At 71.9% G+C, this 19,177-nt stretch carries 19 protein-coding genes; 10 read left to right on the forward strand and 9 right to left on the reverse strand.

Annotation, left to right across the window (positions count from 1 at the left end):
- Positions 1–23: 23 nt before the first annotated feature.
- The gene (gene hemB / locus ACIRQF_RS35705) at positions 24–1,025 is read left to right on the forward strand and encodes a porphobilinogen synthase (RefSeq protein WP_376636974.1); all 1,002 of its coding nucleotides are present in this window, start codon (positions 24–26) and stop codon (positions 1,023–1,025) included.
- Positions 1,026–1,126: 101 nt separating this feature from the next.
- Complete coding sequence (locus ACIRQF_RS35710; protein ID WP_376636997.1) at positions 1,127–1,399, forward strand: DUF1876 domain-containing protein; 273 nt, start codon at positions 1,127–1,129, stop codon at positions 1,397–1,399.
- Positions 1,400–1,406: 7 nt separating this feature from the next.
- On the opposite strand, the gene ACIRQF_RS35715 is transcribed toward ACIRQF_RS35710, so the two are convergent.
- On the reverse strand, positions 1,407–2,105 hold the full coding sequence (locus tag ACIRQF_RS35715) for a DUF4232 domain-containing protein (protein WP_404098866.1): 699 nt from the start codon (positions 2,103–2,105) through the stop codon (positions 1,407–1,409).
- A gap of 283 nt (positions 2,106–2,388) precedes the next feature.
- Between ACIRQF_RS35715 and ACIRQF_RS35720 the strand changes: the two genes are divergently transcribed.
- Positions 2,389–3,585: a helix-turn-helix domain-containing protein gene (locus tag ACIRQF_RS35720; RefSeq protein ID WP_404098868.1), complete on the forward strand. Its 1,197-nt coding sequence runs from the start codon at positions 2,389–2,391 to the stop codon at positions 3,583–3,585.
- Positions 3,586–3,612: 27 nt separating this feature from the next.
- Here ACIRQF_RS35720 and argS read toward each other — a convergent pair whose 3' ends face one another.
- Positions 3,613–5,388, reverse strand: a complete 1,776-nt coding sequence (gene argS, locus ACIRQF_RS35725; protein WP_389756042.1) for an arginine--tRNA ligase — start codon at positions 5,386–5,388, stop codon at positions 3,613–3,615.
- Positions 5,389–5,651: 263 nt separating this feature from the next.
- On the opposite strand from argS, the gene lysS reads away from it, so the two are divergent.
- Together lysS and ACIRQF_RS35735 are read left to right on the forward strand one after the other, a co-directional pair.
- Positions 5,652–7,373 (forward strand): lysine--tRNA ligase, encoded by a 1,722-nt coding sequence (lysS, locus tag ACIRQF_RS35730; protein ID WP_376636970.1) that lies wholly within the window; start codon positions 5,652–5,654, stop codon positions 7,371–7,373.
- Positions 7,374–7,516: 143 nt separating this feature from the next.
- Positions 7,517–7,729, forward strand: a complete 213-nt coding sequence (locus ACIRQF_RS35735; RefSeq protein WP_389756045.1) for a hypothetical protein — start codon at positions 7,517–7,519, stop codon at positions 7,727–7,729.
- 249 nt (positions 7,730–7,978) lie between these two features.
- Here ACIRQF_RS35735 and ACIRQF_RS35740 read toward each other — a convergent pair whose 3' ends face one another.
- The 3 genes from ACIRQF_RS35740 to ACIRQF_RS35750 all read right to left on the reverse strand — a co-directional run bounded on the left by ACIRQF_RS35740 (position 7,979) and on the right by ACIRQF_RS35750 (position 11,307).
- Positions 7,979–9,367: a DUF2637 domain-containing protein gene (locus ACIRQF_RS35740; protein ID WP_404098871.1), complete on the reverse strand. Its 1,389-nt coding sequence runs from the start codon at positions 9,365–9,367 to the stop codon at positions 7,979–7,981.
- Positions 9,368–9,475: 108 nt separating this feature from the next.
- Complete coding sequence (locus tag ACIRQF_RS35745) at positions 9,476–10,210, reverse strand: DUF3558 family protein (RefSeq protein WP_376636967.1); 735 nt, start codon at positions 10,208–10,210, stop codon at positions 9,476–9,478.
- A gap of 122 nt (positions 10,211–10,332) precedes the next feature.
- Positions 10,333–11,307: a DUF3558 domain-containing protein gene (locus ACIRQF_RS35750; RefSeq protein ID WP_404098873.1), complete on the reverse strand. Its 975-nt coding sequence runs from the start codon at positions 11,305–11,307 to the stop codon at positions 10,333–10,335.
- 175 nt (positions 11,308–11,482) lie between these two features.
- On the opposite strand from ACIRQF_RS35750, the gene ACIRQF_RS35755 reads away from it, so the two are divergent.
- Positions 11,483–12,676, forward strand: coding sequence for an RtcB family protein (locus tag ACIRQF_RS35755; protein ID WP_404098875.1), 1,194 nt, complete (start codon positions 11,483–11,485; stop codon positions 12,674–12,676).
- 32 nt (positions 12,677–12,708) lie between these two features.
- Here ACIRQF_RS35755 and ACIRQF_RS35760 read toward each other — a convergent pair whose 3' ends face one another.
- Together ACIRQF_RS35760 and ACIRQF_RS35765 are read right to left on the reverse strand one after the other, a co-directional pair.
- Complete coding sequence (locus tag ACIRQF_RS35760; RefSeq protein WP_382482095.1) at positions 12,709–13,473, reverse strand: SDR family NAD(P)-dependent oxidoreductase; 765 nt, start codon at positions 13,471–13,473, stop codon at positions 12,709–12,711.
- Between the two features lie 62 nt (positions 13,474–13,535).
- Complete coding sequence (locus ACIRQF_RS35765; RefSeq protein ID WP_382482098.1) at positions 13,536–13,871, reverse strand: YnfA family protein; 336 nt, start codon at positions 13,869–13,871, stop codon at positions 13,536–13,538.
- 145 nt (positions 13,872–14,016) lie between these two features.
- On the opposite strand from ACIRQF_RS35765, the gene ACIRQF_RS35770 reads away from it, so the two are divergent.
- Positions 14,017–14,490, forward strand: coding sequence for a hypothetical protein (locus ACIRQF_RS35770; protein ID WP_382482101.1), 474 nt, complete (start codon positions 14,017–14,019; stop codon positions 14,488–14,490).
- A gap of 33 nt (positions 14,491–14,523) precedes the next feature.
- The gene (locus tag ACIRQF_RS35775; RefSeq protein WP_404098879.1) at positions 14,524–15,231 is read left to right on the forward strand and encodes an AAA family ATPase; all 708 of its coding nucleotides are present in this window, start codon (positions 14,524–14,526) and stop codon (positions 15,229–15,231) included.
- Positions 15,232–15,435: 204 nt separating this feature from the next.
- Here ACIRQF_RS35775 and ACIRQF_RS35780 read toward each other — a convergent pair whose 3' ends face one another.
- On the reverse strand, positions 15,436–16,884 hold the full coding sequence (locus ACIRQF_RS35780; RefSeq protein ID WP_404099050.1) for an FAD-dependent oxidoreductase: 1,449 nt from the start codon (positions 16,882–16,884) through the stop codon (positions 15,436–15,438).
- Between the two features lie 126 nt (positions 16,885–17,010).
- On the opposite strand from ACIRQF_RS35780, the gene ACIRQF_RS35785 reads away from it, so the two are divergent.
- Complete coding sequence (locus ACIRQF_RS35785; RefSeq protein ID WP_376636960.1) at positions 17,011–17,571, forward strand: TetR family transcriptional regulator; 561 nt, start codon at positions 17,011–17,013, stop codon at positions 17,569–17,571.
- Positions 17,572–17,778: 207 nt separating this feature from the next.
- On the forward strand, positions 17,779–18,237 hold the full coding sequence (locus ACIRQF_RS35790; protein WP_404099053.1) for a MarR family winged helix-turn-helix transcriptional regulator: 459 nt from the start codon (positions 17,779–17,781) through the stop codon (positions 18,235–18,237).
- A gap of 174 nt (positions 18,238–18,411) precedes the next feature.
- Here ACIRQF_RS35790 and ACIRQF_RS35795 read toward each other — a convergent pair whose 3' ends face one another.
- Positions 18,412–19,149, reverse strand: a complete 738-nt coding sequence (locus ACIRQF_RS35795) for a Mut7-C RNAse domain-containing protein (protein WP_376636958.1) — start codon at positions 19,147–19,149, stop codon at positions 18,412–18,414.
- Between the last annotated feature and the right edge of the window lie 28 nt (positions 19,150–19,177).

Genomic DNA, 19,177 nt, shown 5'->3' on the forward strand with positions numbered 1-19,177 from the left:
CGGGCGGGCGTAGCCTCGGGGGCATGAACTCGTACGGATCCTTTCCCGGGGCGCGGCCGAGGCGGCTGCGGACGACGCCTGCCATGCGGCGGATGGTGGCCGAGACGCGGCTTCATCCGGCCGATCTGATCCTGCCCGCGTTCGTGCGGGAGGGCGTGACCGAGCCCGTGCCGATCCAGGCCATGCCCGGCGTCGTGCAGCACTCGCGGGACACCCTGCGCAAGGCCGCCGTGGAGGCCGTGGCGGCCGGGGTCTCCGGGATCATGCTCTTCGGTGTGCCGGAGGACGCGAAGAAGGACGCCGCGGGCACCGCGGGCACCGACCCGGACGGGATCCTGCAGGTCGCCATCCGTGACGTGAAGGCCGAGGTGGGCGACGAGCTGATCATCATGTCGGACCTGTGCCTCGACGAGTTCACCGACCACGGCCACTGCGGTGTCCTGGACGCCGAGGGGCGCGTCGACAACGACGCCACCCTGGAGCGGTACGCCGAGATGGCCCAGGTCCAGGCCGACGCCGGCGTCCACGTCGTCGGGCCCTCCGGGATGATGGACGGCCAGGTCGGCGTGATCCGGGACGCCCTGGACACCATCGGCAAGGAGGACGTGTCGATCCTCGCGTACACCGTGAAGTACTCGTCCGCCTTCTACGGCCCCTTCCGTGAGGCCGTCGGCTCCTCCCTCACCGGCGACCGCAAGACCTACCAGCAGGATCCCGCCAATGTGCGCGAGTCGATGCGGGAGCTCGCCCTCGACCTGGAGGAGGGCGCGGACATGGTCATGGTGAAGCCCGCCGGGCCCTACCTGGACGTCCTCGCCAAGGTCGCCGAGTCCGTCGACGTGCCCGTCGCCGCCTACCAGATCAGCGGCGAGTACGCGATGGTCGAGGCCGCCGCCGAGAAGGGCTGGATCGACCGCGACAAGGCGATCTTCGAGTCGCTGACCGGCATCCGCCGGGCCGGCGCGCAGATGATCCTCACCTACTGGGCCACCGAGGTCGCCCAGAAGCTCGCCCGCGGGCTCTGAGAGGAGCCCTGGTCCCCGGGCTCTGGGCGCGCGGACTGCCCGCCCGGGGATGCACCCTGGAGTGGTACCCGACAGGTACCTCTCTGGAGGTGGTCCTCATGATGAACACACTCGTCGGCTGGCATGTCGAGATGGAGTTCAAGGAGGAGGGTGACCGGACGCGGGCCGCGGCGATGGTGCGGCTCAGCGACGGCACCGAGATGCGCGGCCACGGCAACGCCAATCGGCACCCCTCCGACCCGGAGCAGTTGCGGGTCGGGGAGGAGATCGCCGGCGCCCGCGCCTTGATGGACATCGCCTCGCAGATGCTGCAGAAGGCGCACGTCGAGATCGACGAGGTGTCCGGGCGGACCTCCCACCCGATCGGCCGCTGAGCCGACCTCAGTGGACGAGGGCGTCTTCCAGGGTCCGCTGCCAGTACGAGACGGCGGCGCCGTCGTCGGCGAACGTGCCGGACGGCGCCGTCACCGTCTTCCCGCTGTCCGAGGTCAGGTACACGCTGATCTTTCGGACGGTGCGCCCGTGGGTGTCCGGACCCGGCTCGCCCGTCAGGATCACGGACGCGTATCCCGACTCCCCGGGGGCCAGCGTCACCACGGCCTGCGGCTTGCTGTCCTCCAGGATCCTGATCGGGGCCTGGCTGTCCTCGAAGCCCACGAAGGGCGCGTTCAGCGCGTTGCAGGGGCGGCCGCCCACATTGGTGACGGTGAGGACGAGGTGGTTGATCGGGCGGCTCACCTTGCTCGCCACGACCTTCGTGTCGGCCGCCGTGCAGGTACGGACGGGCCCGTCCGACGTGCTCCCGCCGGGCTGCTTCCCGCCGGCCTGCTGCCCGCCCGGGGTGCCCGCCTTCGTGGGCGACGCGGCCTTCGTGGGCTTCGGCGGCGTGGTCGGCGTGGGCGCCGTGGCCGGGTCGGCCGGGGACTCGGGAGTCCCGGACGCCTGCGAGGGCGTCGGTGCCGACGAGGGGGCCGTGGTCGGTGCCGACGCGTCGCTCGTGCCCGACTGGCAGGCGGTGAGGGCGAGCGCCGCGCTGAGGGCGGCGGCGGGCAGGGCGAGACGGCGGGCGAGCGTGCGCATGGTGGGTTCCCCGTGGTGAGTGTCGGTGGGTCGTGCAGCGGTGCAGCGGTGTCAACGGTGGTTGAGCAGGGCGATCACGACTGCCGTGCAGGCGATCAGCACCGCGAAGGCCACTGCGTCGGTGACGCGGCTGTTCGGCATGGCTCATACCCTGCGAGCCGCCGTGATCCACCGGCAACCGGCACGGGACAATGGGGGACGGTGGAACGCTCTCACCCACTGTGACCTGGGGAAACGACCCTCCCCTGGAACGCGTTCCCGGGATGCCGAACGGGGGACACCGATGGATGCGGCGAACGGCCTCGCCGGGCTGCTCAGGACCTTGAAGGAGCGGTCCGGGCTCAGTTACGGCGCGCTCGCGAAGCGCCTGCACGTCAGCACGTCCACGCTCCACCGGTACTGCAACGGTGACGCCGTGCCCGCCGAGTTCGCTCCCGTGGAGCGGCTGGGACGCCTGTGCGGTGCCTCCCGCGAGGAGCTCGTCGAACTGCACCGCGCCTGGATCGTCGCCGACGAGGCCCGCAAGCGGGGAAGGGCGGACACCGCGCCGGCCGGGGCCGCCGCGGCCGCGGACGGGGCCGGGGTCGCGGACGGGGTCGCGGACGGGGAAGGGGACGGAGAGGCGGCGGGGTCATCGCCGGTACCGGCGGAAGCGCCGGTACCGGAGGCCCAGGGGGTGTCGGCGGCCGAACCCGTCGTACTCGTCTCCGGCGTGCCCGAGGGCGCCTCCCGTAACCGGATCAAGGGCGCCCTCGCCGCGGCCGCGATCGTCGCCCTCGCCGTGCCCGTCGCCTACCTCGTGGGGCGCGTCGCCGACGACGGCGGCGCCGCCACCGGAAACGGCGGGCCGAGCGCCGCCTCGCCCGCCCCCCTCAGCGCCGGCATCAGCTCGTACAACTGGGCCGCCCCCTGCGGGCAGTACTACGTGCTCGACCAGCCGCCCGGCAACGTCCCGCCCCCGCCCACGCCGCAGGACGCCCGCGGCTGGGCGCGTGCGCTCGGCGGGATCGACGGCGGCCACATGCAGCTCCAGCTGACCGTGACCGGACGGACGCAGGCCCCGGTCGTCCTCACCGCCCTGCACGTGCGGGTCGTGGAGCGCGGCAAGCCGCTGGACCGGGACGCGTACTCGATGGGCGACGGCTGCGGCAGCGGGATCACCCCGCAGACCTTCGACGTCGACCTCGACGCCCCCCGGCCGCACCTCAAGCCCGTCGCCGGGCAGGACGGGGACCGCCTGGTCCCCGCCAAGGACTTCCCGTACAAGGTCGCCACCGGAGACCCGCAGGTCCTCAACCTGGACGTGCACACCGAGGAGCACGTCGCCTCCTGGTACCTGGAGCTCGACTGGAGCAGCGGCGCCGAGCACGGCACCGTGCGCGTCGACGACGGCGGGGAGCCGTTCCGCACCAGCGCCGTCGAGGGACGTCCGACGTACGGCTACTGGCCCGACAAGGGCGAGTGGGTCACGCAGCAGTGACCCACCGCCCGGCCGCGCTGGTGGGCGTCAGAGACGCTCGGGCGTCCGGATGCCCAGCAGGGCCATGCCCTGGTGGAGCGTCCGGGCGGTCAGGTCGACCAGGAAGAGCCGGTTCTCCTTCAGCTCCCGCGTCTCGGCGTTCATGACCGGGCACTGGTCGTAGAAGGTCGTGAGGTGCGACGCCAGCTGGTAGAGGTACGCGGCCAGCTTGTGCGGCGCGTACTCCTCGGCCACCTCGGCGAGCGTGGCACCGAACTGGTCCAGGTGCAGGCCGAGCGCGCGCTCGGCCGGGGCCAGCTCCAGCTCCGGGTGGGCCGCGGGCTCGGCGTCCGTGACCCTCCGCTTGATCGACTGGATACGGGCGTACGCGTACTGGAGGTACACCGACGTGTCACCGTTGAGCGAGACCATCTGGTCCAGGTCGAACTTGTAGTCCCGGACCGCGGACGTCGACAGGTCGGCGTACTTGACCGCGCCGATGCCGACGTAGCGGCCGTTCTCGACGACCTCCTCGTCGGTCAGCCCGGCCTTCTCCTTCTTCTCGGACACGACGGCCGTCGCCCGGTCGATCGCCTCGTCCAGCAGGTCCACCAGCCGCACCGTCTCGCCCTCACGGGTCTTGAACGGCTTGCCGTCCTTGCCGAGGACCGTGCCGAAGGCCAGCTGGACGGCCTTGACGTCGTCGTTCAGCCAGCCGGCCCGGCGGGCCGTCTCGAAGACCATCTTGAAGTGCAGCGACTGACGGGCGTCCACCACGTACAGCAGCGTGGTCGCCTTCAGGTTCTGCACACGGTCACGGATGGCCGACAGGTCGGTCGCCGCGTAGCCGAAGCCGCCGTCGGACTTCTGGACGATCAGCGGGGTCGGGTTGCCGTCCGGGCCCTTCACGTCGTCGAAGAACACGCACAGCGCGCCCTCGGAGCGGACGGCGACGCCCGACTCCTCCAGCAGGCGGCAGGTCTCCTGCAGCATGTCGTTGTAGCCGGACTCGCCGACGATGTCGGGGTCTCGGATGTCCATGTCGAGCTTCTCGAAGACCGAGTAGAAGTAGATCTTCGACTCGTCGACGAACCGCTGCCACAGGGCCAGCGTCTCCTCGTCGCCCGCCTGCAGGTCGACGACCCGCCCCCGGGCACGCGTCTTGAACTCCTCGTCCGAGTCGAACAGCGCGCGGGAGGCCTTGTACAGCCGGTTCAGGTTGGACATGGCCTCCTCGCCGGAGACCTCCACGTCCGCGCCCTCGGCCTTGTGGTCCAGCTCGTGCGGGTGCTCGATCAGGTACTGGATGAGCATGCCGAACTGGGTGCCCCAGTCGCCGATGTGGTGACGCCGGACCACCTGCTCGCCGGTGAACTCCAGGATCTCGACCATCGCGGCGCCGATGACGGCGGACCGCAGATGGCCGACGTGCATCTCCTTGGCCACGTTCGGCTGCGCGTAGTCGATCACCGTCGTACCGGCCGACGGGCGGAAGGGCACGCCGAGGCGGGCGTCCGCGGCACGCGCCGCCAGCGTCTTCACGATCGCCTCGTCGGTGACCGTGATGTTGAGGAAGCCGGGCCCGGAGACCTCGATCTCCTTCAGGACGTCGTTGGCCGGGATCGCGTCGACGACCTTGGTCGCCAGCTCACGCGGATTGCCCTTGAGCCGCTTGGCGAGCGCCAGGATGCCGTTGGCCTGGAAGTCGGCCCGGTCGCTTCGTCGCAGCAGCGGGTCGGCGGCACCGACCTCCGGCAGGGCTGCCGAGAGGCCGTCCGCGAGGCGCTGCTGCACGGTCGAAGCGAGGGAAGGGACCGAGGCCATGAGCTTCCGTTCCTGTTGTGTCGTGTCCGGTGTCACCGGTGGTCTATTTCGCTTGTCAAGTGTCCCATGGGAGAGCAACGTGTTTTCTCCGCCCGGGGACTTCTGTGGACGAATCCCCGGACGGAATCCCGGACGGCACCCGGACGGCCCCCCGGCGAATCTCTGCCTGTGGACAACCTCGGAGCGCACAGTTCCGTCTGGGACAATGACGGGAGCAAGGCTGTAAGGCTCCGAGAGAACCAAGGAAGAAGGACGAACCGACCGTGGCTCAGAGCAGCACCGAGACCGACTGGGTCTCCCGTTTCGCGGACGAGGTCATCGCCGAGTCGGAGCGACGTGCGCCTGGCAAACCGGTCGTCGTCGCCTCCGGCCTGTCCCCGTCCGGCCCGATCCACCTGGGCAACCTGCGCGAGGTCATGACCCCGCACCTGGTCGCCGACGAGGTCCGCCGCCGCGGCTACCAGGTCCGACACCTCATCTCCTGGGACGACTACGACCGCTACCGCAAGGTGCCGAACGGCGTCGCGGGCGTCGACGAGTCCTGGGCCGAGCACATCGGCAAGCCGCTGACCTCCGTCCCGGCCCCGGCCGGCTCGCCGCACCCGAACTGGGCCGAGCACTTCAAGGCCGCCATGGTCGAGGCGCTCGCCGAGCTCGGCGTCGACTACGACCCGATCAGCCAGACCGAGCAGTACACCTCCGGCGTCTACCGCGAGCAGGTCCTGCACGCGATGCGCCACCGCGGTGACATCGACGCCATCCTCGACCAGTACCGGACGAAGAAGGCCCCCAAGAAGCAGTCCCAGAAGCCGGTCGACGAGGCCGAGCTGGAGGCCGCCGAAGGCTCCGGCGCCGCCGGCGAGGACGACGGCTCCGGCGGCGGCGCGGGCTACTTCCCGTACAAGCCCTACTGCGGCCGCTGCGAGAAGGACCTCACCACGGTCTCCTCGTACGACGACGAGACCACCGAGCTCGCCTACACCTGCTCGTCCTGCGGCTTCGCCGAGACCGTCAAGCTCAGCGAGTTCAACCGCGGCAAGCTGGTCTGGAAGGTCGACTGGCCCATGCGCTGGGCCTACGAGGGCGTCATCTTCGAGCCCTCCGGCGTGGACCACTCCTCGCCCGGCTCCTCCTTCCAGGTCGGCGGGCAGATCGTCGGCATCTTCGACGGCGTCCAGCCGATCGGCCCCATGTACGCCTTCGTGGGCATCAGCGGCATGGCCAAGATGTCCTCCTCGCGCGGCGGCGTGCCCACCCCGGCCGACGCCCTGCAGATCATGGAGCCGCAGATCCTGCGCTGGCTGTACGCGCGCCGGAAGCCCAACCAGTCCTTCAAGATCGCCTTCGACCAGGAGATCCAGCGGCTCTACGACGAGTGGGACAAGCTGGAGGCCAAGGTCGCCGACGGCTCGGTGCTTCCCGCCGACGCCGCCGCGTACGCCCGCGCCGCCCGCACGGCCGCCGGTGAGCTGCCCCGCACCCCGCGCCCGCTCCCGTACCGCACGCTGGCCTCCGTCATGGACATCACCGCCGGCCACGACGAGCAGACCCTGCGCATCCTCGGCGAACTCGACCCGGAGAACCCGGTCACCGACCTGGCCGAGGTCCGGCCGCGCCTGGACCGCGCCGAGAACTGGATCACCACCCAGGTCCCGGCCGACCAGCGCACCATCGTCCGCGAGGAGCCCGACACCGAGCTCCTCGGCTCCCTCGACGACGAGGGCCGCGAGTCGCTCCGCCTCCTCCTGGAAGGCCTGGACAGCCACTGGTCGCTCGACGGCCTGACCACCCTGGTCTACGGCGTCCCGAAGGTCATGGCCGGCCTCACCCCCGAGGCCAAGCCGACCCCGGAGCTCAAGCTCGCCCAGCGCTCCTTCTTCGCCCTGCTCTACAAGCTCCTCGTCAGCCGCGAGACCGGCCCGCGTCTGCCGACGCTGCTCCTCGCGGTCGGCGCGGACCGGGTGCGCAAGCTGCTCGGCGCCTGACGCCACACGACGGAGGGCCGCCACCCGCACCGCGGGCGGCGGCCCTCCGTCGTGTCGCCGACCCGCCTCTGCATCCTTCGGACGAGTCCCGGTTCCATCCCGCGCACGACGAAACGGGCCGCCCGACGGGAGACCGTGAAGGCATGAAGAACGAAGCCATCGCAGTCATCGGTTGGATCGCCCTCGTCCAGGGCGGCCTCGGCGCCGGCGGGCGGCTCTTCGGGGACGGCCCCTGGGGACTGCTCCAGAAATGGTGGGACGTCCCCACGGCCGGCTACATCGCCCTCTTCGCCGCGGGCGTCGTGCTCGCCGCCTGGGCCGAGACCGCGAAGCAGCGGGCCAAGGCGAAGGCGTAGGCGTAGGCGCGGGTTCGGCGGCCGTGGCCCTTCGGGCACGGGTGCGGCGGTCGCCAGGGCTTGGGCGCAGGGCGTGGGCCGCCACCCGGCCGGTTGGCGCCGGGGCCTGGGGGCAGGGACTGCGCGCTGGGCCGGGCGCGGGGGAAGTGGCCCGCGGGCCCGGTTGCCCGTCCGGCCGAGGCCGGGGCGGCCGCACCGGACGGCCCCCGGCGCCTCACCGCCGACCGGGTCGGGCTCTCCGCCAGACGCCTACGGGGTCTGGCTCTCCGCGAGCTCCTGCTCGACCTGCTGACGCAGCCGCGGCGCCAGCTCCCGGAGGATCGACGCGCTCCGCGGATGCGTGATCCCGTACTTGTCGCTCAGCCATATGTCGAGCTGCTCCGAGGTGGGCAGGTCCCGCCGCTCCTCGTAGTAGTCCCACATCGCCTTGTACGCGGAGTCGGTGAAGCCGTCGAGGGGCTCCTCGTCCACGAACTCCTGGTACTCCTCGAACTGCTCCGGACCCGGCGGCGGAACGTCCTCCGGACCCTGCGGGATCGGCACGGGCGTGGGCTCGAGACCCTCGACGATCTGCGGCTCGTAGGTGCCGTGGTACCCCTCCGGCGAGACCTGCTGGGTCACGAACCACGGGTTGCCGTCCGGCCCGCCCTCCGGGGCCCCCGGCGTCTGACCCGGCTGGAACCCCTGACCCGGCACCCGGCCCGGCATCATCCCGCCCGGCTGGACGGCCTGGCCCGGCAGCTGGCCCTGCAACTGGCCCGGCGCACCGGGCACCGGAACCTGCGCCGACGGAGGCACCTGCGACGCGGTCGGGAACTGGGGCTGCGTCTGCGTCTGTACCGGCATCGGCTGCTGGCCCGCGGGTATCTGCTGCGGAACCGGCTGCACCTGCGCCGGAGCCTGCCCGAGCTGCGGCTGCTCCACCAGCGGAGCCGGCGGCAGCAGGACCGGCTCCACACCGGCCGCCGCCAGACCCGCCGCCGCCGTCTCCGCCAGCGGCACACCGTACTTCGCGAGCCGCAGCGGCATCAGGGCCTCCACCGGAGCCTTACGGCGCCAAGCGCGCCCGAAACGGGCCTGCAGCCGGGCCTGATAGATCAGCCGGTCCTGCTCCAGCTTGATCACCTGCTCGTACGAGCGCAGCTCCCACAGCTTCATCCGCCGCCACAGCCGGAACGTCGGCACCGGCGACAGCAGCCAGCGGGTGAGCCGCACCCCCTCCATGTGCTTGTCCGCCGTGATGTCCGCGATCCGGCCCACCGCGTGCCGCGCCGCCTCGACCGCCACCACGAACAGCACCGGGATCACCGCGTGCATGCCCACACCCAGCGGGTCGGGCCAGGCCGCGGCACCGTTGAAGGCGATCGTCGCCGCCGTCAGCAGCCACGCCGTCTGGCGCAGCAGCGGGAACGGAATACGGATCCACGTCAACAGCAGATCGAGCGCGAGCAGCACACAGATGCCCGCGTCGATGCCGATCGGGAAGAAATAGGAGAAGTTGCCGAAGCCCTTGTCGATGGCGAGCTCGCGCACAGCGGCGTACGAGCCGGCGAAACCGATCCCGGCAATGATCACCGCGCCGGCCACGACCAGACCGATGAGTATCCGGTGCGTGCGTGTCAGTTGCATCGCGGCCACCCGCGATCCCCTCCCGTCAATCGACATCTCGCGGGCACAGACTGGCACATGTACGCGGAGCCCGGCCCCCTGGGGAGGGACGGGCTCCGCGCAAACATGTGCAAATGCCTACTTGTTGGCCGCCGCCACCGCCGCGAGCGCCTCCTTCGACGCGTTGATCGCGCCGTTCACGATCCAGCCCTCGGACGGGCCCTTCGCGCCCGCGTACCCCGCCCCGTTGTACGAGAGGACGACGACGACATTGCCCGTCCGCGAGACGACCGTCGCGTACGTGAAGTCCTCGTCGGTCTTGCGCAGCTGGTACGTCACCGTGTTCGCCTGGTCCCCGACCCCGCCCGCGACCGTGGTGCGCAGGTTCTTGGCGCCCTCGGTGGCCTGGACCTTGCCCAGCTCCTTGGTGAAGTTCTCCGCCGCGCGCTCCTGGCCGCTGCCGAGCGTGGCGTCCGACTCGTACCGGTAGAAGGAGACGTCGAGCCAGCGGTACTGCGAGCCCTTGACGCCCTTGTCCTCCAGACCGTTCCACGAGCAGCCGCCACGGCTGGTGAGGTCGCTGGAGTTGGCCGCCGTGCCCTTCTTGTTCTTCGCCTTCGGCACGAGGGTGTCGATCGTCTTCGTCGTGATCGACTTGCAGACGTCGGGCAGCTTCGCGAACTTCGCGGGATCCACCTTCTTCGTCGGCGTCGCCGCCGAAGGGGCGGCCGACGACGAGGACGAGGCCGTGTCCGGAGCGCCGGAGCCCTTGTCACCGGAGTCCGACCCGGAAGAGCAGCCGGCGGCGACGAGCATCGCCGGGACGGCGGCGCAGGCGAGTATGCGGGAGAGACGCGGGGCTGATCGCTGCATGGTTCCTTCAGTCGCTCGGTCAGTCGCTTGGGCGGGGCCGGCGGCCGGGCGGCCGCGGTACGCCGACACGTTACGTGGTCCCACAGGCGCTCCGGAGAAGCTCACGGAGCGGGCCCGGACGCCTACTCCTCCAGCCGCTCGGCCAGCAGACGGGCCAGATTCCGGGCCTTTTCCTGCAGTTCCTTGCTGTCCGGCACCTCGGCCGACGTGGTCGTCTGCTCCTCGTACTCGACCGTCACGATGACGTTCGATGTGCGGAACACCACGCTCACGACACGCTTCGCGCCCGACGGACCGGTCGACAGGAGCGTGTCGTCGAGGAAGGCCACCTCGCCGAGACCGGTCAGGACGCGAGGCTCCAGACCCGTGGACGGAGAAGCCGGACTCGTCGGGGCGGTCGGCGTCACCGCGCCCGTCGGATGCTGCCCCGCCGCGGCACCGGGCGAAGCCGTCCGGCCCGCCGCGAGCGGCCCGTGCGGCCCGTGCGGCGCGAGGGGCGGCAGGGACGGCAGACGACCGGCCAGCGGAGCGGCGCCACCGGCACCGGTGGACGCCGGAGGCTTCGCCGGCGGAGCCGTGTGCGCCGTCGTGGGCGGAGGGGTCGTCGCCGGGGGCGCCGTGGGCGGCGGCACGATGCCCGCCGCCGTCTGCTTCCGGCCGTACACCTCCTGCGCCCGGTCGTCGTCGCTGACGACGGGGTCGTAGGAGACGACCCGCTCGACATCGAGGGTCAGCCGGTGCGCCGCGTCGGGGGCGTCGGACTTCCAGCTGCAGCCGACCCGGCGGTCGGTGTCGAACGTGAGGGCCGAGGTGCCGCGATACGTACGGTCGCGCTCGGCGTCGGGCAGCCCGGCCGCCCCCGGCAACAGGTCCTTGAGAGCCGCCGGCGGAACGGCGCCGCAGGGGTCGAAGAGCGTCCGGTACCGCCCGGGCGGCGCGGCCGGGGCGGCCGGTCCCGCCTTGGAGTCGACGGCGTCGGTGTTCGCGGCGGCCCCCGGGGAACAGCCGGTCAGGCCGATCCCGAGACCGAGGGCGAGGGCGACGGCGGAGAGCACCGCCGGCCCGGATCGACCCGGTGCGTACGCCTTGCGCTGCACGATCCCAGGCTCCCTTCTTCGGGCGGCATCCCCCGAAAACTGTTTGCTGCTCCACCTCGGACGGTGAACACAATGTCTATCGCACACGCAGCCGTTGATGCCGGTCCGCAGTCACCTGTACGGGCTTTGGCTCCGGTTTTTGCGTTATCGGACTTTTTGGGGGAATCGAGGAAGTATGTCGTACGTAGAGGTGCCGGGGGCGAACGTACCCATCCGGATGTGGGCGGATCCGTCGTCCGTCGAGGGCGGCGCCATGCAGCAGCTGCAGAACGTGGCGACGCTGCCGTGGATCAAGGGCCTGGCCGTGATGCCGGACGTGCACTACGGCAAGGGCGCGACGGTCGGCTCGGTGATCGCGATGCACGGGGCGGTCTGCCCGGCCGCGGTCGGCGTGGACATCGGCTGCGGCATGTCCGCCGTCAAGACCTCACTCACCGCGAACGACCTTCCGGGTGACCTCTCGCGACTGCGCTCCAAGATCGAGCAGGCGATTCCGGTGGGGCGCGGGATGCACCGGGAGATGGTGGACCCCGGACGTCTGTACCAGTTCGCGACGGCGGGGTTCGGGGAGCTGTGGTCACGGTTCGACACGGTGGCCGACCCGGTGAAGTTCCGCAGGGAGCGGGCCGAGAAGCAGATGGGAACACTTGGCTCGGGCAACCACTTTGCGGAATTTTGTTTGGATGTGGTTGGTTCTGTTTGGCTCATGCTGCACTCGGGCTCCCGCAATATCGGCAAGGAGCTCGCCGAGTACCACATCGGCGAGGCGCAGAAGCTGCCGCACAACCAGGGGCTGGTCGACCGTGACCTCGCCGTCTTCGTTGCGGACACCCCGCAGATGGAGGCGTACCGGAACGACCTGTTCTGGGCGCAGGAGTACGCGAAGTACAACCGCGCGATCATGATGGCGCTCTTCCAGGAGGTCGTCCGCCGGGAGTTCCGCAAGGCGAAGGTGACCTTCGAGCCGGTCATCTCCTGCCACCACAACTACGTGGCGGAGGAGCGGTACGAGGGGATGGACCTGCTTGTCACCCGCAAGGGCGCGATCCGGGCGGGCTCGGGCGAGTACGGGATCATTCCGGGCTCGATGGGCACCGGCTCGTACATCGTGAAGGGGCTCGGCAACGACGCCTCCTTCAACTCGGCCTCGCACGGAGCCGGTCGCCGGATGAGCAGGAGCGCGGCGAAGCGGCGCTTCACTACCCGGGATCTGGAGGAGCAGACCCGGGGCGTGGAGTGCCGGAAGGACTCGGGGGTCGTGGACGAGATCCCCGGCGCCTACAAGCCGATCGAGCAGGTCATGGAGCAGCAGCGGGACTTGGTCGAGGTCGTCGCGAAGCTCAAGCAGGTCATCTGCGTGAAGGGTTGAGCGGGGGGTTCGCCCGAAAGGGTGGCCGGGGCTCAGAGCTCGCGGTGGACCTTGGTGTTGGAGGCCTGGGCGCGCGGGCGGACGACCAGGAGGTCGATGTTGACGTGCGGGGGGCGGGTGCAGGCCCAGGTGATGGTGTCGGCGACGTCGTCGGCGCTGAGGGGTTCGGCCACGCCCGCGTAGACCTTGGCGGCCTTGTCGGTGTCGCCGCGGAAGCGGGTGGTGGCGAATTCCTCGGTCTTGACCATGCCGGGGGCGATCTCGATGACGCGTACCGGGGTGCCGACGATCTCCAGGCGGAGGGTCTCGGCGAGGACGCGGGCGCCGTTCTTGGCGGCGACGTAGCCGGCGCCGCCCTCGTAGGTGGAGTGGCCGGCGGTGGAGGAGAGGACGACGACCGTGCCGTCGCCGCTCGCGGTGAGCGCGGGCAGCAGGGCCTGGGTGACGTGGAGGGTGCCGATGACGTTGACCTCGTACATCCGGCGCCAGTCCTCGGGGTCGCCGGTGGCGACGGGGTCGGCGCCGAGCGCGCCGCCGGCGTTGTTGACCAGGACTGCGAGGCTGCGGAAGGCGGTGGCGAACTCGTCGACCGCGGCGCGGTCGGTGACGTCGAGGGCGTAGGCGGTGGCCTGGTGGCCGGCCTCGTTGATCTCGGCGGCGAGGGCCTCGATGCGGTCCTTGCGGCGGGCGGTGAGCACCACGCGGTAGCCGGCGGCGGCGAGCTGCCTGGCGGTGGCCGCGCCGATGCCGCTGCTCGCTCCGGTGACGACGGCGATGGGGGTACCGGCGGCAGTCATGACGTGCTCCTCGCGCGTGTGGTCGATGGTGTCGATCGCCCGGCCAGGATAGGCCGGGTGGTTCAGCGGCCGCGGGGGGCGTACATGATCACGGCCATGCCGGCGAGGCAGATCAGCGCGCCGGTGACGTCCCAGCGGTCCGGGCGGTAGCCGTCGGCGGCCATGCCCCAGGCGAGGGAGCCCGCGACGAACACTCCGCCGTAGGCGGCGAGGATGCGGCCGAACTCGGCGTCGGGCTGGAGTGTGGCGACGAAGCCGTAGGCCCCGAGGGCGAGGACGCCCGCGCCGATCCAGATCCAGCCGCGGTGTTCGCGTACGCCTTGCCAGACGAGCCAGGCTCCGCCGATCTCGAAGAGGGCGGCGATGACGAAGAGGGCGGCGGAGCGGGCGATCAGCATGGGGGAAGGGTGGCACGGCGGGTGCGGGTGGCGTGCTGGGTGCCGTGGAGTGGTGGGTGCGGGTGGCGTGGTGGGGCGTTCTGGCGCAGGACACGCGACTGACAAGTAGTCAGAATATATGCGGATCAATCGGTATCTTCAGGGCATGACTGCGATGCGTAAGGCGCTGCTCGGAGGGGCCCTGGCTGCTGCCCTGGTGACCGGCACGGCCGCGGTCCCGGCCGCCGCCGCGCCGCCCGAGGCGGATCTGGCCCATCATGGGCACCTCTCTCTCATGGACGGGCGGCTCGGGGTCCGGCTGGTCAGCGAGAACCACGGGCCGTCGGACGTGCGTCAGGCGACCGTCCGGCTCGCCTTCTCGGAGCCCATGGCGGGTGGCCAGGAGCTCCCGCCGGCCTGTCTGTGGAGCAGCGACCGGGTGGTGTCCTGCCGTACGGGCGGGCTGCGGGCTGCGGGGGCGGTCGGCGAGCTGGCTCTGGACCTGCGGACCGCGGGGCGCCCGGACGAGGTGGCCGTGGACATCCGGACCGCCTGGCGGGACGGCGTCGTCGACCCGAACCCGCGGAACGACCGGCACCGGGTCCTCGTCCTGGCGACCGGTGACCCGTACGTGTTCTGAGGTCGGCCGCGCCCGTCGTGTGACACTCGAACCGTGATCGTCGAACGCGCGTACGCCCATGTCGCCTCGTACGACGGGGGCGAGTGGCCCTGGTCGGTGCCGTGTGTCCGGCAGCTCATGGCCGAGGGGCTGCGCTTCAGGGCCCCCGTGACCTTCCTGGTCGGCGAGAACGGCTCCGGCAAGTCCACTCTGGTCGAGGCGCTCGCGGAAGGCTTCGGCCTGGACTCCTGGGGCGGCTCGCACGACTGGCGTTATGCCACCGCGCGGGGCAAGTCGGTGCTGGGTGAGCGGATCCGCTTCGACGCGGCGCCGCGCGGGCGCCGGATGCTGGGCAGTCACGCGGCGCGCAAGGGCTTCTTCCTGCGGGCCGAGACGGCCCTGGACGCGCTGGACCGGGAGGGCTTCGCGCCCGATGCGGTGAGTCATGGCGAAGGCTTTCTGGCGGCGTTCCGGGAGAAGTTCCTGCAGCCCGGGCTCTATGTGATGGACGAGCCGGAGGCGGCGCTGTCCTTCACTTCCTGTCTGGAGCTGCTCGGTCACGTGGACCAGCTGGTCAGGCGGGGCGGCCAGGTCGTGTGCGCGACGCACTCGCCGCTGCTCACGGCACTGCCCGGCGCCGACATCCTGGAGGTCGGCGAGCACGGGATGCGCCGGGTGGCCTGGTCGGAGCTCGGGGTGGTCGACCACTGGCGCCGCTGCCTGGCCGATCCCCAGGCCTATCTGCGGCACATCCTCGACTAGGGGTCCCTTTCCGGGCGGGGCTCCCCGGCCGGGTCGGGTCGGGTCGGGTCGGCCCGGGCCTGGCGCCTTGGCTGACAGGCTGTTTTTCCGGGCTGCCGTCCCGCAGCTTCCCTCCGGGCTCCAGGGCTTCCTCCCTGGCTTCAGGGCTTCTCCCTGGCCCCGGGGTGCCGCTGCGGGCGGTCGAGCGCGGTGCGGCGCGGGTGTTCAGAGCGCGGTCGTGTAGGCGTCGGGGCGGACCAGGAGGGTGTCGCGGCGGTTCGGGTCGGCCCATGTGGCGCGTATCGCCCGGCCGGCCGCGGTCGGTGCCGTACGCGGCAGGGCGGGCGCGGCGCCCTCGGGGGCGATCAGCACGAACTCGCCCGCGCGCAGGAGCTCGTAGAGCCGGCCCTCGCGCAGCGCCAGGTCGGGGACGCGGCGGGCTCCGCCCGCGTAGGAGATGCCGATCCCGCTGATCTGGCCCATGGCGCGGGCGGCGGCCGGTCGGACGGTGCCCAGCAGCCGGGCGGCCAGCGCCCGGGCGGCGCGCTGGAGCGGGGTGCGGGCCATGGCGAGCCGGACGAGGGTGCCGCTGCTGCGCAGGACCAGGGAGCCGACCGGGTGGCGCTCGGCCTGGTAGCTGTCGAGCAGGGCCTCGGGGTCGGGGGCCTCGCCGCGCAGGACGGCGGCGAGCTTCCAGGAGAGGTTGGCGGCGTCCTGGAGGCCGGTGTTCATGCCCTGCCCGCCGGCGGGGGAGTGGACGTGGGCCGCGTCGCCGGCGAGGAAGACCCGGCCGGAGCGGTAGGCGGGGGCCTGGCGCTCGTCGCTGTGGAAGCGGGAGACCCAGCGGGCGTCGTGCATGCCGTAGTCGCTGCCCAGGGCCTGGCGGGCGATGGTGCGGAGCTCGTCGAGCTCCACGGGCTCGCTGTCGGGGACCTGCCGGGTGCGGTCCCAGCCCATCACCCGGTACCAGCCGTCGCCGAACGGCGCGATGAAGGCGAAGGCGTCCCCGGAGGCCGCGACGGTCAGGAGCCTGCCGGGCTCCTCCTTGAGGCGGACGTCGGCCAGGACGAGGGACTTGATCACCGAGACGCCGGGGAACGGCAGCCCGAGGGCGCCGCGGACCGCGCTGCGCACACCGTCGGTTCCGACCGCGTAGCGGGCGCGCAGCGTCAGCGGGCCGTCGGGGCCGGTCAGCTCCGTCGTGACGGTGTCGGCGTCCTGGCGCAGGCCGTGCAGCTCGGTCCCGTACCGGAATTGCACACCTGTGGACCTGGCGCGGCGCTCCAGGAGGCGCTCCACCTCGTACTGCGGGGTGATGAGCAGGAACGGGAAACGTGTGGCCAGCCGGGAGAGGTCGAGGGAGAGCCGACCGAACAGGCGCAGGGACGTGAGTCGGGTGCCGGTCGCGACGAGTTCGTCGGCGAGGCCCCGGGCGTCCAGCTGCTCCAGGGTGCGGGCGTGGACGCTGAAGGCGCGGGTCAGATTGCCGATGCCGGCGGGCCTGCGCTCGACCAGGGTGACGCGGTGGCCCGCGGCGGCGAGGTCGCCGGCGAGCAGGAGCCCGGTCGGGCCGGCGCCCACGACGAGGACGTCGGTGTCGGTGGTCGGGCTGCCGCCGCCCGCAGTGGCGGTGTCGGCGGGGGTCTCGTCGGGGGTGCCGTTCGCGGTGCCCATGGTGCTCATCGCTGCCTCCAAGGGATGCCTACGCCCGTTGGCCAACGGCTGTTGGTCAACGCTTGTTGGCAAATGTAGACCTGTCCGTGATGGTGTGTCAACGCCTGTTGGCCTACAGTTGTTGGCATGACGACCGCACGCCGCTCCGACGCCACTCGGACCGCGATCCTGGAGGCCGCCCGCGAGCGCTTCGCCGCCGACGGGTACGAGCGCGCGACCATCCGGGCCATCGCCCGCGACGCCGGGATCGACCCGTCGATGGTCATGCGCTACTACGGGAACAAGGAGGGGCTGTTCGCCGCGGCCTCCGCGATCGAACTGGAGCTCCCCGAGCTCGGCGGGCTGCCCGCCCGGCACGTCGGCGCCACGCTCGTCGCCCACTTCCTCGACCGCTGGGAGCGCGACGACGTGCTGACCGGGCTGCTGCGGGTCGGCGTCACCAACGCCGCCGGTGCCGAGCGCATGCAGGAGGTCTTCGCCCGGCAGCTGGGCCCGGTCGCGCTCGGCGTCTGCCCTGTCCCCGACGAGGCGCCGCGCCGGGCCGCCCTCGCGGCCTCGCAGATCCTCGGCATGGCGCTCGCGCGCTACGTGCTGCGGCTCCCGCCCGCCGTGGAGATGTCCCGGGACGACGTGATCGCGTGGCTGGGCCCGACCGTGCAGCGGTATCTGACCGCCGAGCGTCCGTAGCCGGGCGCGCGGCCACCGCAGGGGCCGGTCAACGCTGCGCCGTACACTCTCTGCATGCCGCAGAAGAAGTCGTTGAGCCCCTCGGACGCGCCGGACGCGCCGGACGCCACGGATGCGCCGGACTCGTCGGGTCGGCCGGAGTCACCGGCCCCGACCGGGTCACCGGCCTCGTCGGAGGCGCCGGTCTCGCCGGAGCGTGACGCGCTGATGTCCCGGCTCCACGGCGAGGCCCGCCGCTACATGGCCTCCTACGCCCTGTTCAACCAGGCCGTCGCCGACCGGCTCGGGCTGCACCCGACCGACGTGCAGTGCCTCAACCTGCTCAGCCTGGAGCGGGAGCCGGTCACCATCGGGCGGATCGCCGAGCTCACCGGGCTCACCACCGGCTCCGCCACCCGGCTCGTGGACCGCCTCGAACGGGCCGGATACGTCCGGCGCGAGCGCGACGCCGAGGACCGGCGCCGCGTCATGGTGGCGCCCGAGCCCGACAAGATGGCCGAACTCGGCGCCTTCTGGCGGCGGCTCAACGGCGCCTGGGGCGACCTCTTCGACGCGTACGGCGACACCGAGATCACCTTGATCACCGACTACATGCGGCGTTCCGTCGAACTGAGCGTCACCCAGGTCGAGCGGCTGCGGTCGGGCGAGTTCGACCAGGCCGGCTGAGAGCGGCCGGTCACGTCGAGCGGGGCCGGTCACGCAGAGCGGGGCTGGTCACGCAGAGCGGGGCTGGTCACGGAGAGCGGCCGGTCACGCAGAGCGGCCGACTACGGCGGGCCGCGGCCACGGAAAGCGACGGGCCGCGGCTCTCTTCGCGCTCCCGCTCCTGGCCCCCGCCGCTCAGTGGGCGGCCGCGCCGCCGAACTCGCGTACCGCATCCGTGACGATCGCCTCCAGGCGGGCGTGGTGGGCGCCCCGCCAGTACACGCGGTCGCACTCCGTGCAGCGCGCGAAGACGTCGTACGTGTTCTCCGTGCCCGCCTCCAACTGGTCGCGCACCGCGTCCTTGTCGGCCTCGGTGAGCGGTCCGTTGCAGGCGGTGCAGCGCGTCCACGGAGCGAGCCGCGGCGCGAAACGCCCGAGCACGTCACGGAGCTGGTCGTCGGGCCGGTCGCTGTAGACGTACGCGCCCGCCCACAGCTCACGGCGGCGCAGCAGCCCGCGGTCCCGGGACAGCATCACGCGCCGCTCCTTCGCCGAGAGCGCGGCCAGGGCCGGGTCGCCGATGTCCTCGCTCTCGTACGCGGCGTCGACGCCGAGCAGCCGGAGCCGCCGGGCGAGCGTGCCGAGGTGCACGTCGAGCAGGAAGCGCAGCGGGGCGCCGGGGACCGGCTGGGGGCGTACGACGTCCTCCACGTCGACCGTCTCGCCGGCCGTGGGCACGTGCGAGGGGGCCACCGGGCTCCCGTTCACGAGGAGTCGCCCCGCCTCGGTCAGCGGCACGCCCAGCGACTCGACGACATGGCCGAGCGAGGAGGAGCCGTCGGTCGCCACGGCCGTGTGCCCCGAGCGCCGGTCCGCCGCGACGAAGAGTCGCAGGCCGGGGGCGAAACTGATCTGGATCTCCGGTCCGTTCACGCAGACAGGATCGCACCGGGTGCGGCTG

Source organism: Streptomyces sp. NPDC101191 (assembly GCF_044767915.1).
Classification (GTDB): domain Bacteria; phylum Actinomycetota; class Actinomycetes; order Streptomycetales; family Streptomycetaceae; genus Streptomyces.